This window comes from Bacillus sp. 166amftsu (assembly GCF_900107445.1).
In the GTDB taxonomy this organism is placed as follows: Bacteria; Bacillota; Bacilli; order Bacillales; family Bacillaceae_G; genus Bacillus_A; species Bacillus_A arachidis.
The window spans coordinates 824350-837574 of record NZ_FNQA01000002.1; the positions used below are offsets into that span (position 1 = coordinate 824350).

Sequence of the window (13225 nt, forward strand, 5' to 3'; positions counted from 1 at the left end):
GTCATTCCCCCTCCTTCGTAATTTTTTGAATCATATTCATTAATTCTTCTTTTGAAATTTCAAGAACTTTTGCTTCTTCCCACACTTTAGGTAAAAATTCAGTCATAAAAGTATTTTGCCGTTTTTTTAATACAACTTCTTTTGCGCCCTTTGTAACAAACATTCCAATCCCTCTTTTTTTATATAAGATCCCTTCATCCACTAGTAAATTTACCCCTTTCGCTGCTGTAGCTGGATTGATTTGTAACATCTTAGCAAATTGATTTGTCGATGGGACTTGTTCTTCTTCAAGCAATATCCCCTTTAAAATATCAGCCTCAATTGTTTCCGCAATTTGTATGTATATTAACTTGTTCTGCTCAAGTGTTGGTTTCACGTTTTCACCACCTTAGGTTCATAGGTTCATTACTTATGTAATTAACCATATCACAGGAATATAGATTCATTCAATATTTTCCCATAATTTATTTCAAAAAAAGAAGTATCACACCTTACAGGATGATACTTCTCTAAAAACTATTTATAAAACGGTTGTATTTTCTATACATACTTTCAAGTTCTTTTCATTTAAACCATTTTGACAGAAATTCAGCTTCATTCCCTTTAATAATTTTGTACGATCTACCACTTGTCCTAAATGATAACCTGTATGCTCCACTAAATGAAACAGATCATGCATGTCTATCCTACTCATTTCCTTACAAGCTTTAACATAACTTTTTTCCCATTCATCAAATGTCCTCTGTACAGTTTCACATAACATTTCTGGACTCAATTGCACAATCGGAAAGTATTCTTCAATCCCATTTTCAAAATGTATATTTGGATTCGAATAACGGCTACTATTCCTTTTTATATGCTCACAAATATGTAATACGATGCCACCAATTGAATTCGCTGAATCCTCTTGCTTCCATAATTCTTCTGCATGTAAGTGCCCAATTGTTTGAATTAGTTTAGATAAATAATGGTCGTACATTCGATGATAGGCAATCTTATAAAACAGCTCCATCTTTCTCTCCCTCCTGTCTCTTGATGAAAAAGATATGACCCTCTAAAATTGACTGATTTATCTCATCTCTAAATCCTATCATGAATCATACAATTCCTTTCAAAAATATACGCACTTTAATCAAAATTAAAAATTTTCATTTTTTATGTTTACAATTATCCATTAATTGTATATACTTACTAACGTAAGAAAAAAATTCTAAAAGGAGGTCGAATGAAATGATGAAATTAAAATTACATGTTGCACCTGTTTTACAATTAAATATTAGTTCGACCACCCTAATGGAGAATTGAAAATCGTTCGATATTTTCTTTAATTAACACATTCGCCACAGGAGGTCGTATGCTTACCTGTGGCTTTTTCATGCCCTGCCACAGGAGAACCGTATCCTTCTGTGGCTTTTTTGTGCGATCTTTTAAATCTCTGACACCATTTCTTTAAGAAAGGAGCAAATATTCAATGACTTTTCACGTACTGTTTTTCAGTATTACAATTCAACGAAAGCAATTATCTGAAGTCGAAATTGTGCATGATCAACACATTCAAAAAGCTATGAGTGATATAAAGGAGCGTCAAAGTCCTTACAGTAGTCACCTGTAATTCCTTTACGAAAGGAGGAATTCGTTAATGACTTTTCACATTTTCTTTTTTACGATTACTCTTCAAAAAAAATCTTTATCTGAAACTGATATTTTACGTAAACAACAATTAAAAGAGATTATGGACGAAGTAAAAGATCGCAAGAGTTCTTATTATAATCAAATGTATTAAAAAATAATTTTCAAAAGGAGCAATCATCTTATAAAATTTCGCGTATTCTTTTTAACCATTACCATAATTTTCTGAAACTGAGATTTCACATGAACAGCAGATTCAAAAAATGATAAACGAAACAAAAGAACGTCAAGTTTCTTATTACAATCATATGTACTAAAAACTCATATAAATAGGAGGATTTACCTGATGAAATTCCAAGTATTCTTTTTAACTATCACAATTCACAAAAACAAAGTTTCTGAGTTCGAAATGTTACACGAACAACAAATTCAACACGCTATGAATGAAGTGAAAGAACGGCAACTTCCTTATTGCAGTCACCTATAATTCCTTTACGAAAGGAGGAATTCATTTATGAAATTTCATGTATTCTTTTTAACGATTACGATTCAAAAGAAGCGATTAACTGAAGCTGAAATTGTACAAAAAGAGCAATATAAAAAAGTTTCTGATGAAATTCGAGATCGTAGAAGCAAGTATTATACACATCTATAATGATGCAAATTTAAATATTATAAAAGGAGTGAATTAAGATGTTAATGGCGCGTTGTAAAAAAATGATTTGGATTATTGAGAGGGATTCCACATAGTTCGTTAACCTTTAAAAGGCCATATACTTCAAATAAGTATGCAAAAATCATACAATAAAAACGGCTAATTACATCTTAAAAACTAGACGTTTTTATTATTATTATATGTGTAAATTAACTTTAATCGTTATATATAACAAGGCAGCAATCCCCCTTCTTCAAATCTTTTTACATCACAATCAAAAAAAGATACATTGCTAAAAAGCAATGTATCTTTCTTGATTCTTATGAATTCTTTTTATTTCCGATTATTTCTTTTCATCTTAATCAATCTCACCAAGTTTGAAACAATCGTTTTCGTCACAGCGTAAACTGGTACTGCTAAAATCATTCCAATAATACCAGCGAAATTACCTACACCAAGGATTAACACAATGATTGTTAAAGGGTGTATATTTAATTTCGAACTCATAATACGCGGTGAAATAATATTACTTTCAAATTGCTGTACAATCGTTACGATACCAATTACCCAAACAGCTTGCATGGGCGATACAAATAATCCAACAATTACAGCTGGTGCCGCTCCAATAAATGGCCCTAAGTTCGGAATAATATTAGTAAATGCCGCTATAATCCCTAAAACGAAAGCATACGGCAAATCAATAATTATATATCCTACAAATGTAAATGCACCGACAAATAAACAAACGAGCGCTTGTCCCTGGATATAGGCAGACAACGTTTCGCCTGTTTCTTTTATAATATGAAGTCCTTCTTCACGATACGATTCTGGTAAAAAACCAACAGCTTTCCTCGGGAATGCATGACCATCTTTAAACATATAAAACAAAATAAACGGTACTGTAAAAATTACTAATGCAACGTTTGTAATAATACCAAACAAAGCCGTTGCACTCGACGTGATTGTATTTGGTATTTCTTTCAAATACTCCATTACATTTTTTTCAATCGTTTCAATTGATACATAATTTTGTGTAGCTAACCATTCAAATAGCCTATGATGAGATAATTCTTGTATGTATACTTTTCCCTCTTTGATATATGTTGGCATATTTTTCACTAAATCCATCAGCTGCTGTGAAATCGTCGGAACGACTACACCAATTGAGACTGCAGTTAGTGTAATGATAAAAACATATAACAACAATATCGCTAAATTTCTAGGAACCTTTTTCCCTTCTAAAAACACTAAAATGGGATTAAATATAAAGTATAAAAACAAAGCGATTAAAATTGGGAAAAATAAAGTTGAAATGAATATACCAATGGGTTGAAATAAAAATGATATTTTTGTGCAAATAAATATAATCCCTACAACCATTAGCACTTCCAATGTCCAAAAGTGCACTTTCGATTTCAAAAAAACAGCCTCCTTTAAATTAGCACTTCACTTTATTGTATCAAAACACTCATGAATTTTATACTCTATTTTCATCTTCAATGTTCCAAAATACTAATAAATACACTACAATAAGAATACATACAAATTTTCAGGGTAAAAGGTGATAAATATGACGCAATGTATCATTTGCAGAAAAGAAACGAAAGAACTTAGTGAACAACATGTTGTCCCAGAGATTTTATGTGGATATTATTTTACAAATTTAATTTGTGATACTTGTTATGAGCATCTCACAACAAACGTAGACCGACCATTAATCAGGCATAAACTAATCCAATACAAAATCGAACAAATGAAGCAACAAATTGATTCTCCTCTTTATACGAATGAATATGGTCAAGAATTAGCGGCAGCGGAAACGGAAGAAGTTGAAACGAACGACGAAGTATATTATTCTAATGCGTTAATTATGAAACTATGTAAAAAACATGATATTTCACTACATAATGAAATTTGGAAAGAAGAACGTGTAACGAAAGTAGCAAGCTCCATTCAACGTGAATTACTTTTAGATAACCGTAAATATAAAATGAGTATCTTAAAAATGGCTTATATATTCGCAGTACATACAATTGACGGTTATTTTAATGATCCTGATGCGATTGATATTTCTAGTATTATATCTAATGTTGACTTTATCGAATTAAAAGAACGAAGCATTGTTCGTGATTTAAGTAAAAGCTCATTGTGGAATACCCTCAATACGACTAGCGATAACCATTATTTTATTTTATTAAGTGATAAAGATGGTCTATTCTGCTTTATTCGTCTATTTGATATTTTCGATGTTGTTGTCCATCTTTCTCGAAAAAAATATCAACTTCCATCTCCAATTGTTGGAGTGAATGATGTAGAAAAGCAAGAATTCTATATTGAGAATTTAAAACAATACATGGATCAATTATTTAAACAAAAGAGTACACAAACGACTCGCGTTTAATAATCTTTGGATAACAAAGTTATTTTTACAGATTGAATCATAGTTAAATAACAAGAATTCGTAACAAGAACATACGGTCTCCTTTCTTGTTGAAAAGACACTATGTTATAATGAGTATGAAAAGAACAATACAATCACATAAAACAATTATAAATTGTATATAAATAAAAAAGACTAGTGTGCGGCTACACACCAGTCCATGTAACTTAGCAGATTGGATTGTTCATTTATCCTATTTGTTTCTTACAAACGAGACAACCCACATTCTATTGGCGTAGGTGGGTTGTTATTTTTTGAGCTTATCGATTAAAACGACAACAAACGTTAACAGTGCAACGAGAAATAATCCGCCTTGCAACAATAACGAAATTTCACCCATTTATTATCACCTCCCTTCAAGCCTGGAGAAGTGATAATTGAACAACCAACCGTACCATAAGTTACCTCTTAATTTTATCATATTTTCTAATTTTTTACGATGAAAACCGGCAAGTCTCTCGCTTGCCGGTTTTATTGATCCCTATTCTTTTATTCCTCATCTTTCTCTAGTTTTTCAACAATCGCTTCATAAAATCTCCGATTATCATCCACATTCACATGTACACGATTCACCTTTTTCGTAAATCCATATAGTAACTGCGCTGTTAACGGCTCTTTTAATTTGATTTCAAAGGTAGCCGGTTCTTTTATAAATTCCATTACCGTTGCTTCGAATATTTCTTTTCCTTCTTCCTTAGTTAATACTTCACCTTTGTAAAAGGAAATTTCTTCTATTTGAAAAAATGGCACAACAATTTTCTTACCAAATCCGACTTGAATGATCATTTCGGTTTCTGTCATAATATATGGATTTTTACGGACTGCTTGTATCTCAGCTAAAAAATAAAGGATTCCATATATATTTAAAATGAGTAAAATCCAAGCTAACACTGGATTCCATTGATGAAGTAAATAATGAAACCCAATTGATTCAATTAATGTTGCGTGAATCAGCATAATATAAAATGGAATTGCTCCAGTCTTTTTATGATATGAAAAAACATGCTGACTTTCTGGCATCTTTGTACGCCAAGAAAATAAAGCATAGTAAAATAACTTACATTCTGTAACGATCACATTTACTACAGTATTTCTTGTGAATGTGTTATCGAATGCCTTATCAATTGCAAAAGAAAATGATGGATATTCATTCTTATATTGCTTATAACATCGTATAATCTTCGGTAATGCTCTAGCAGTCTTATATAGAATAAATAACTCTAAACCGATAAACACAATTTCTCCTGCAACTAAAATATAAGAAACAAATGAAAACGACTGTAAATAATCGCTTGGAATTATGAATCTTGCGGCAATATAGCCTGCTATTACAACTGGAAATATATAAGTTAACGAATAGCGTTTTCGTATGATAAAGAAATACGTAATAACTGGAATTACAATAAGAAAATCAAACAAGGACCCTAGCACCATTTCCTTCGGTACAGCGGGTACAATAGGAAGTGTATATGCTAGATAATTTGATATTACAATTAAAGCAATAAGACCAATCGAAACATTTCTTCTTTTATGTGAAATTGAATCACTCATGCACTCTCTCCTTTTTATTTAAAAATCTTATTAAGATGGTCTTTATAGAACAAAATAGCTCTTTCATATTCGTTTACATCTTCTAGTTTCACAACAGTTTTAAGCAATAATTTCATTGCTTCTTCATATTCTTTAATATTATATTTTGCAATGGAAAGAACTACTTTCATGGTTTCATTGTCCGGAAACTTTTTGAGCCCAGCTTCTAATATAACAATCGCTTTATCGTATTCACCGATGCATCGATATGTACTTCCGAGTCCAATATATGCCCTACATAATGCTTCTCCTTTAAGTCCATTTACAATTGCTTTTTCGTAAAATGGAACAGCTTCTGTTTTAAGTCCCATTACATCATGTATATAAGCGCATTCATAGAGAACTTCTGGATGCTGGGTAAAGTTAGTTAACCCAATGAGTATATCCCTTACTTGTACATATTTTTTTATTCCGAAATTGAATCGCTTGCTCCAATAAGTGTTTCACCTACATCACTCCTTATCTGCTCCAGAATACATGCTATACCATCCTCTTCATTGCTATCTGTTATGCAATATGCTAATTCTTTTAGCTCCAAAATTGCATTTTCCATCGCAATTGGATAACCACATTCTTTGAACAAGCCGATATCATTCCAATCATCCCCAAATGCCATTACTTGTTTTGCACTTATCTCGTGCTTTTGGCACCAATTCAACACAGCATTTTCTTTCGAAACATTACGCCCCATTATTTGGACGAGCTGATTTTGATCTGTACAAATTACGTTTACTTTATGCCGAAATTGTTCTTCTAATTTTTCATAGTGAGAAAACGAGTGTAACAGTATTTTAGATACAGAACGTTGTTTCATTTCTTCATTTGTCATAACAATCGGCTTCGTCGCTGTTATAAAATTTGTTTTTATATTTTGATTAATGTAACATGTATCTTGTACCTCAATTGCAATGAAAGAAGCAGGTTGCGTTTGCATAACAAAATTGATAATTTCCGCTGTGTGAACAGCATCAATTGGGTAATGGTAATTCATTTTTGTTATTTGATCCCGTAATAGAGCGCCATTGTAATACACCATCATTCCAATACTCTGTAATTCCTTTGGAAGAAACTGTTTTACAGAACGAGGAGCTCTTGCTGTCGCAAAAATAATATGTATTCCTTTTCTATGACAATCCAAAACTGCTTTTATATTTCTCTCTGATACCTTCTTTTCATTATTTAACAATGTACCATCTAAATCTAATACAATGACTTTGATATTTTGAAAAAGCATGAACACCTCTCCCTTTTTATAAACGGCCCAAACTCCCCTCTTCTACACGATTGCATAACTGTTCTAATTTGGTTACAATCTCTTTTGCTGTTTCATCTTTCCCTTCACAAATACAAACATTACCATTTTCTCCGATTACATGATGGATGGCTGCATTTGAATATAATGAATGCGGAGAATTTGCTACCATAAAATTTGCTTTCGCCTGCCTCATTCTTTCACTCGCACGTTGAATTAATTCTACTTCATTGACATCGCTTTCAAGTTTAAATCCAACTAAAACCGTTTCTGGATCCCATTGTTTAATTTGTTTTAATATTTTTGGTGCTTTTTGAAAATGAATAATTGGTGCTATATCACTTGAAATCTTCCCATTCTTATCAAGTATATTTCCATCTTGATCACAAATTTTATTAACGATCCAATCCGATCCAGCTGCCGCCATAATTACTGCATCAATTTTCTCGTGTGTAATGATACTTTTCATCTTATCTTGTAAATCAACAATACCTTCGAATGGATGTAATTCCAATTGATCATTGGTAGTATTTGGCTTTTCAGCGAAATAACCATGTAAATATATAACGTGTGCTCCCTTTGTCATCGCTTCTTCAGCAAGCATTCTTCCGATTGTACCTTTTGCTAAATTTGTATGACCACGTACTTGATCCCATTTCTCTAAACAGCCACCACTTGTAATTAAAATCTTTTTCCCCTTCATCATAACCATCCCTTACTTATTTTTCGAACGAAACCATTGTACACCAAAGTCAACAATTTCTTTTTGTTTCATTAATCTACACGTTGCATTTCCTACTTTATTAGTTGTTACAGCATTTATACGTTCAAACTCTTTTCCAATCTCAACAAACAAGTCAGAATCATAATCCATTTCATCGAACTCTTTCCACACCCTTATGTTATTTTCTAAAACAGGTGCTCCAACTTTAATTAATTCACGTGCTCCTGTACGTATTTCAGATAGGTGAATCGATGTATTAGAATCATAGCCTACACCTATCAACAATACATATCCATCTAAATCATATATTTTCTTTAAAGGTGAGTGTTCTCCAAAACTAATGGAAAGTGAATGCTCAGCTATAATAGTCTCTGCATGTTTCCCCCATACTGCGAAGCTATTTAATGGATGATTACTCCGTTTTACATTCGGATATGTACGAAAACATTCTACAACTTTTCCCATCGCGAGTGTTGGGGTTATATCTGGATGGAATGCTGGAACGTTGTCTCGAATAATTTGCCACCAGCTTTCTGGGACAGGAGGTCTTGCCCAATTTTTTGGATCCGATAAATCAGACGTTTGTGTCGGCATAATGATCGTACCTTCTTCAGTAATTACATTCATTAACGCTTCTACAACCGCGACTGCCCCACCAGATACCCAACCAATTGAACTAAGAGAAGAATGAACAATCACTGTCATTCCTTTTTTAAGTCCTAATGCCTGTAAATCATTCGATATCGTTTCAATTGTATTTGGTAATTGCGTTTCCGCCACTATGTCGTTTATTTTCATGATTACTCCCCCGTTTGTTCTGTGTTAAGATTTTATAAACTACCAATTTTCACTTTGAATTCACTCTCAATATTTTATCATATTTTTCTCAATTTTTAATCTAAACGAACACGTTAAGTACTAAATCTATAAATATAAGATTAAAAATCCAAAATAGTAAATTTATGGTATAATTATATGAATCATATTCTTTTTAAAGGGGGATAAAATGAAAAAATTCATATTCATTTTTGGAGTACTGTGTATGATCGGATTAAGTGGATGTACTCTATTTACAAGCGATTATGAAAGCTATTGGGTTCTAGAAAAATCTAGATATAATGAAGGTGAATTCGGACCAATTAATCTGTATGAAAAAGCACAAGAAGATCCAACACTTGTTCATCACTCAATTGAAAGAATTAGCGAAGGAAAAATGATGATATTTTTAGCATTTGGCGAAAAATATCAGAATGATAAAATTACAGTAAAAGAAGTGAAAGATGAAAAAGATAAATCAGTTATTGTATTACATGTGGAAAAAGATAAAGGTAGAGATAAAAACCCTGTTATGTATATTGGCGTAAATAAATTAAGAGACTCTGTAAACATTGTAAATGAAGATGGTAAAAAAATTTTTGAGATAAAACAGAATGAAGGAGTTACGTCACAACAATAAAAACACAATACTTCATAACTAAAAAAAACCAAAGAAAAAGACGTCCTTATCCTCATAAGAAATCCGTCTTTTTCATTCTATTACTTTATACAAACTATCACGATTTTACAATCTCGCTACCTTTTTCAGCATAACTCATATCGCCAACAGACTCAATTTTATACGTCCCATCTTGATAGAGAATTTTAGTTACACTTGCATTTTCTACCCCCATTTTTGTTTTACTACTATCAAGCATTTCTACTAATGAAGTGATCATCAGTCCATGAGATACGATTAAAACGTTACCTCCTCCATTTTTGGCGGTGTCTTCACTAATTTTATCAATTTCTTTTTTGATACGAGTTGAAAATACTTCCCAATTTTCAGCTTGTTTTGTAGAGTCTGCTTCTACAATGAAATTGGTAATCTCTTTAATAGAGAACTTCATTAATTCAGTCGCTGATTTCACACCAGCAAGGTTTTTAATAGCCTCCCACATATTTTCAATCTTTTCACCTTCATAAATCCCAAAATTTAATTCACGTAAATCTTTCCTTTGTTCAAGTTTTAAATTTGATTGTCCACTATACTTTAATACTAAGTTAGCAGTTTCAATTGCACGCCCACTATCACTACTATAAGCATCAACAAAAAGAATATCTTGTAATCCATTCCCTAAACCTTTAGCTACTTCAATGCCTTTCTCCACTAATGGAGAATCAGCCCAGCCTTGTACACGTTCATTTGTGTTTAATATTGTTTTGCCATGTCTAGTAATATATAACGTAACGATATTATCCATGTTTTTATCTGTTATATTTATATCTTTTTCCATATTATTCATTTCTTTCTCTCCCTTTAGCCTAATCTATTTGTTCTATCCTTACTATGCGAAAACACGTCTCAGTAAACAGGAACTCCCACCTTTATTATATGTTACATATAAAGTTAGTATATATCAATTCATATGATTAAAACAAAAAAGGATCAGCCCACTATAATTATGCATCCGTTCCTTTCTCTTTACTTAATCACTATAATCTGCAACTAGGAATTCAATTGCCCATCGTTGCCTTAGTACAGCCACTTCCACCATAATGCTTTCCCTTCTCACTTTACTTATCTTATAGAATATATGATTGTCTTCTAATCTATTTAGAAAATGAATGAATCCTTTTAATTCCATGTAAATTCCTACATATAAAAAAATATTAGCTCCTTATTTTCAAAGAGCTAATATTCATTCACGCCGTTATTTTTTCTTCCTTTTTCACGACAACCGCAACATAGCTATGCAAAATCATTCCAACCACCACTAAACTCATTCCAATCCATGATAGCGATGATGGAAACGGAGCAGATAACCATATCAACTCCCCTAATAGCGCAAATAAAACCTCACCAGATTGCGTCGCTTCTACAGTAGCTAATTTCTGCGGATCATCCTTTACAAGGTCAGTTGCAAAGAAAAATAATACAGTAGCAATTAAACCAGAACTAATTGCTACGATGAAGCATTGGAAGACTTGGTCACTTGATGGCAAGCCATTTGTAGAAACCTCATAACCTGATAACAAAAACCAAAATGGTAAACTTGCGAGTGTCATTCCAAGAACTCGCTGAAAAACATCTATCTCACCTTTACATATTTGCATCATTTTCCGATTACCAAGTGGATAAGCAAACGCTGCAACTATTACAGGAACTACACATAAAACAGTTTCACGAATCCCTAAAGAAGAAGCTTGCTCTACTTGCATGAGAAGAACACCTAATAATATGACAGCAGACATCATCAATTCTTTCATTGGAATTTTTTTATGTAGCGAATTCGTTGCGAAGAATGATGTTAATAAAATTCCTGCTATAATCGTAATTTGCCATGTTGAGGCAACGAGCCACCCTGGTCCAAATGCACCTGCGAAACTAAGTGGTGCATAAAAAAGACCGAAGCCCACAATACTCCATAACAACCACTCTTTCGGATTATTTTTCATATATTGAAAGAGTTGCTTTAAGTTTCCTCTATACATGACTATCATGACAAGTAGCGGAACCATAAAGTAATATCGTAACGATGCACTCCAAATCCAGCTTCCCCCTTGTAAGTCCATCGCACGGTTCAAAATAAATGTAAAGGCAAAGAAAAACGATGCCAAAACTCCGGCTGCAATTGCTTTCATCCTAAAACCCCTTATACCGTTTTCCCTCTACTATATAACAAAATATAATCAATTTGAAATAAAATTCGGAAATTTCACGCTTGAATTAGTGCTTTTATATGTTTATTTCTTGTCGATACAATTTCCGTAATCGGCTTATGTGAGCTTGATGATAGCGGCTATGATCAGCTATATGCCATATCCCCCACCTAATCGTAGCTGTTTCAGCTTTTTCATAATAGACTTCGCGGGTTAAGTCGGTTTCTATTAGTTTTATACATTCATTATAAAACATATTATGAACATCTTGATAATCGTGCATGAGTTCTTGCAAAGAACCTTTTGTTATATTGGGCAATTCTCCTTTTTCATCAAGCATAGGACCATATTTTTCTTGTAATACTAATGGAGCCTGCACACCTTTCAAACGATACACCCAATGTAAATCTACAACTGCTAAATGCTGAAGAAGCTGTCCGATGCTATTTTCATCATTAGAAGGACCTTTGTAATACAATTCTTCTTTTCCTACACCTTCAACTAGATCTCTTAATCTTTTGAATGTGTCACTTACAGTAGCATATAATATTGCAACATGAGGGTTCATGTCCCTTTCTAAATATAAATCTTTCACTGTAATTCTCCCATCTAACTCTTTATCTTTTCATTGATCTCAGTTGCCTGTTCATGATGATTATAATGAATACGCCTCTTGTTTTTAAACATCTTCAACCCTTTTGAAACATTCTCTTAGAGAAATAAAACCATGTGCTCCTCATTACGATATACATCATTCATTTTCAACGCTCTTCTTTCTACACCATACGTTGTAAAACCCATTGATTGATACAATGTTTTTGCTGCTTCATTATCTGAAACAACTCCTAAATTAATTTGCTCAATTTTCAGCTCTCTTGCTTTTTCAATTACTGCTCCAATTAAACATTTTGCGAATCCTTTCCCTCTACTTTGAGCATCTACATACATAGCAACAAGATGTCCTTTATGCTTAAAGGCTGCCTTTTGCTCTGTCAGTAATGTTACTACACCTAGCAGTCGATTTTCATTATTAAAAGCTCCAAATGTGTAACTAGTTTTTGAATTTAAATTTTGAGCAACTTCCTCTACAGGATTTTCTTTTTGCATCGCTTCTTCATACGTGGTCACAAATGCATCTGGATTTACTCGTAATGCCTGCAAACGTAAATCCCAATATTGCACTGCGTTAAGGTCAGATAAAATTCGAATCATTTTTATACATCCTTTCATAATTAAAAAGAAAAACCTGCTCTTTTAGCAGGTTTAACTCATATTTTTATTTTCTCTCTATATCGT

General features: G+C 32.7%; 20 protein-coding genes and 1 pseudogene. 7 read left to right on the forward strand and 14 right to left on the reverse strand.

Annotation, left to right across the window (positions count from 1 at the left end):
- Position 1 precedes the first annotated feature (1 nt).
- Positions 2–376 carry a GntR family transcriptional regulator gene (locus tag BLV40_RS11085; protein WP_090689820.1) on the reverse strand — a complete coding sequence of 125 codons (375 nt, stop codon included), beginning with the start codon at positions 374–376 and terminating at the stop codon, positions 2–4.
- Positions 377–520: 144 nt separating this feature from the next.
- Complete coding sequence (locus BLV40_RS11090) at positions 521–1012, reverse strand: hypothetical protein (RefSeq protein ID WP_026591080.1); 492 nt, start codon at positions 1010–1012, stop codon at positions 521–523.
- Between the two features lie 459 nt (positions 1013–1471).
- Between BLV40_RS11090 and BLV40_RS11095 the strand changes: the two genes are divergently transcribed.
- The 5 genes and pseudogenes from BLV40_RS11095 to BLV40_RS11115 all read left to right on the forward strand — a co-directional run bounded on the left by BLV40_RS11095 (position 1472) and on the right by BLV40_RS11115 (position 2284).
- Entirely contained in the window at positions 1472–1612 is a 141-nt protein-coding gene (locus tag BLV40_RS11095; RefSeq protein ID WP_026591081.1) for a YrzI family small protein, read from the forward strand.
- Between the two features lie 27 nt (positions 1613–1639).
- Positions 1640–1783 (forward strand): YrzI family small protein, encoded by a 144-nt coding sequence (locus BLV40_RS11100; protein ID WP_090689822.1) that lies wholly within the window; start codon positions 1640–1642, stop codon positions 1781–1783.
- 30 nt (positions 1784–1813) lie between these two features.
- Positions 1814–1946, forward strand: a pseudogene (locus BLV40_RS11105) (YrzI family small protein).
- 29 nt (positions 1947–1975) lie between these two features.
- Positions 1976–2116, forward strand: coding sequence for a YrzI family small protein (locus tag BLV40_RS11110; RefSeq protein ID WP_026591084.1), 141 nt, complete (start codon positions 1976–1978; stop codon positions 2114–2116).
- Positions 2117–2143: 27 nt separating this feature from the next.
- Complete coding sequence (locus BLV40_RS11115; protein WP_026591085.1) at positions 2144–2284, forward strand: YrzI family small protein; 141 nt, start codon at positions 2144–2146, stop codon at positions 2282–2284.
- Positions 2285–2617: 333 nt separating this feature from the next.
- Here the strand turns inward: BLV40_RS11115 and BLV40_RS11120 are convergent, their stop codons facing one another.
- Positions 2618–3703 (reverse strand): AI-2E family transporter, encoded by a 1086-nt coding sequence (locus BLV40_RS11120; RefSeq protein ID WP_026591086.1) that lies wholly within the window; start codon positions 3701–3703, stop codon positions 2618–2620.
- A gap of 151 nt (positions 3704–3854) precedes the next feature.
- Here BLV40_RS11120 and BLV40_RS11125 point away from each other — a divergent pair, with 151 nt between their 5' ends.
- A complete protein-coding gene (locus tag BLV40_RS11125) occupies positions 3855–4685 on the forward strand; it encodes an HNH endonuclease (protein WP_090689824.1) in 831 nt (276 codons plus the stop codon).
- A 286-nt stretch (positions 4686–4971) separates the two neighbouring features.
- Here the strand turns inward: BLV40_RS11125 and BLV40_RS29285 are convergent, their stop codons facing one another.
- The 6 genes from BLV40_RS29285 to BLV40_RS11155 all read right to left on the reverse strand — a co-directional run bounded on the left by BLV40_RS29285 (position 4972) and on the right by BLV40_RS11155 (position 9088).
- Complete coding sequence (locus tag BLV40_RS29285; protein ID WP_090689827.1) at positions 4972–5064, reverse strand: putative holin-like toxin; 93 nt, start codon at positions 5062–5064, stop codon at positions 4972–4974.
- 149 nt (positions 5065–5213) lie between these two features.
- On the reverse strand, positions 5214–6275 hold the full coding sequence (locus tag BLV40_RS11135) for a hypothetical protein (protein ID WP_090689829.1): 1062 nt from the start codon (positions 6273–6275) through the stop codon (positions 5214–5216).
- Positions 6276–6289: 14 nt separating this feature from the next.
- Positions 6290–6625, reverse strand: coding sequence for a tetratricopeptide repeat protein (locus tag BLV40_RS11140; RefSeq protein ID WP_090689832.1), 336 nt, complete (start codon positions 6623–6625; stop codon positions 6290–6292).
- A 95-nt stretch (positions 6626–6720) separates the two neighbouring features.
- Complete coding sequence (locus tag BLV40_RS11145) at positions 6721–7548, reverse strand: HAD family hydrolase (protein ID WP_090689836.1); 828 nt, start codon at positions 7546–7548, stop codon at positions 6721–6723.
- 16 nt (positions 7549–7564) lie between these two features.
- On the reverse strand, positions 7565–8278 hold the full coding sequence (locus tag BLV40_RS11150) for a phosphopantothenoylcysteine decarboxylase domain-containing protein (protein WP_139265516.1): 714 nt from the start codon (positions 8276–8278) through the stop codon (positions 7565–7567).
- A 3-nt stretch (positions 8279–8281) separates the two neighbouring features.
- Positions 8282–9088, reverse strand: coding sequence for an AAC(3) family N-acetyltransferase (locus BLV40_RS11155; RefSeq protein WP_090689842.1), 807 nt, complete (start codon positions 9086–9088; stop codon positions 8282–8284).
- Between the two features lie 208 nt (positions 9089–9296).
- On the opposite strand from BLV40_RS11155, the gene BLV40_RS11160 reads away from it, so the two are divergent.
- A complete protein-coding gene (locus BLV40_RS11160) occupies positions 9297–9746 on the forward strand; it encodes a hypothetical protein (RefSeq protein ID WP_090689844.1) in 450 nt (149 codons plus the stop codon).
- Positions 9747–9843: 97 nt separating this feature from the next.
- On the opposite strand, the gene BLV40_RS11165 is transcribed toward BLV40_RS11160, so the two are convergent.
- The 5 genes from BLV40_RS11165 to BLV40_RS11180 all read right to left on the reverse strand — a co-directional run bounded on the left by BLV40_RS11165 (position 9844) and on the right by BLV40_RS11180 (position 13141).
- On the reverse strand, positions 9844–10563 hold the full coding sequence (locus BLV40_RS11165; protein WP_139265523.1) for a histidine phosphatase family protein: 720 nt from the start codon (positions 10561–10563) through the stop codon (positions 9844–9846).
- A gap of 192 nt (positions 10564–10755) precedes the next feature.
- Positions 10756–10914, reverse strand: coding sequence for a hypothetical protein (locus BLV40_RS28535; RefSeq protein ID WP_170833616.1), 159 nt, complete (start codon positions 10912–10914; stop codon positions 10756–10758).
- 58 nt (positions 10915–10972) lie between these two features.
- The gene (locus BLV40_RS11170; RefSeq protein ID WP_090689846.1) at positions 10973–11911 is read right to left on the reverse strand and encodes a DMT family transporter; all 939 of its coding nucleotides are present in this window, start codon (positions 11909–11911) and stop codon (positions 10973–10975) included.
- Positions 11912–12005: 94 nt separating this feature from the next.
- Positions 12006–12524 (reverse strand): DinB family protein, encoded by a 519-nt coding sequence (locus BLV40_RS11175; protein WP_026591094.1) that lies wholly within the window; start codon positions 12522–12524, stop codon positions 12006–12008.
- Positions 12525–12640: 116 nt separating this feature from the next.
- Positions 12641–13141: a GNAT family N-acetyltransferase gene (locus BLV40_RS11180; protein ID WP_026591095.1), complete on the reverse strand. Its 501-nt coding sequence runs from the start codon at positions 13139–13141 to the stop codon at positions 12641–12643.
- Between the last annotated feature and the right edge of the window lie 84 nt (positions 13142–13225).

What these genes read in the sequence shown, in the direction of transcription:
- BLV40_RS11110 (WP_026591084.1), top strand. Translation starts at nt 1,976, where the DNA reads ATGAAATTCCAAGTATTCTTTTTAACTATCACAATTCACAAAAACAAA.
- BLV40_RS11180 (WP_026591095.1), bottom strand. Translation starts at nt 13,141, where the DNA reads ATGATTCGAATTTTATCTGACCTTAACGCAGTGCAATATTGGGATTTA.
- BLV40_RS11115 (WP_026591085.1), top strand. Translation starts at nt 2,144, where the DNA reads ATGAAATTTCATGTATTCTTTTTAACGATTACGATTCAAAAGAAGCGA.
- BLV40_RS11155 (WP_090689842.1), bottom strand. Translation starts at nt 9,088, where the DNA reads ATGAAAATAAACGACATAGTGGCGGAAACGCAATTACCAAATACAATT.
- BLV40_RS11090 (WP_026591080.1), bottom strand. Translation starts at nt 1,012, where the DNA reads ATGGAGCTGTTTTATAAGATTGCCTATCATCGAATGTACGACCATTAT.
- BLV40_RS11145 (WP_090689836.1), bottom strand. Translation starts at nt 7,548, where the DNA reads ATGCTTTTTCAAAATATCAAAGTCATTGTATTAGATTTAGATGGTACA.
- BLV40_RS28535 (WP_170833616.1), bottom strand. Translation starts at nt 10,914, where the DNA reads ATGGAATTAAAAGGATTCATTCATTTTCTAAATAGATTAGAAGACAAT.
- BLV40_RS11140 (WP_090689832.1), bottom strand. Translation starts at nt 6,625, where the DNA reads ATGGGACTTAAAACAGAAGCTGTTCCATTTTACGAAAAAGCAATTGTA.
- BLV40_RS11095 (WP_026591081.1), top strand. Translation starts at nt 1,472, where the DNA reads ATGACTTTTCACGTACTGTTTTTCAGTATTACAATTCAACGAAAGCAA.
- BLV40_RS11135 (WP_090689829.1), bottom strand. Translation starts at nt 6,275, where the DNA reads ATGAGTGATTCAATTTCACATAAAAGAAGAAATGTTTCGATTGGTCTT.
- BLV40_RS11170 (WP_090689846.1), bottom strand. Translation starts at nt 11,911, where the DNA reads ATGAAAGCAATTGCAGCCGGAGTTTTGGCATCGTTTTTCTTTGCCTTT.
- BLV40_RS11100 (WP_090689822.1), top strand. Translation starts at nt 1,640, where the DNA reads ATGACTTTTCACATTTTCTTTTTTACGATTACTCTTCAAAAAAAATCT.
- BLV40_RS11165 (WP_139265523.1), bottom strand. Translation starts at nt 10,563, where the DNA reads ATGGAAAAAGATATAAATATAACAGATAAAAACATGGATAATATCGTT.
- BLV40_RS11125 (WP_090689824.1), top strand. Translation starts at nt 3,855, where the DNA reads ATGACGCAATGTATCATTTGCAGAAAAGAAACGAAAGAACTTAGTGAA.
- BLV40_RS29285 (WP_090689827.1), bottom strand. Translation starts at nt 5,064, where the DNA reads ATGGGTGAAATTTCGTTATTGTTGCAAGGCGGATTATTTCTCGTTGCA.
- BLV40_RS11150 (WP_139265516.1), bottom strand. Translation starts at nt 8,278, where the DNA reads ATGGTTATGATGAAGGGGAAAAAGATTTTAATTACAAGTGGTGGCTGT.
- BLV40_RS11160 (WP_090689844.1), top strand. Translation starts at nt 9,297, where the DNA reads ATGAAAAAATTCATATTCATTTTTGGAGTACTGTGTATGATCGGATTA.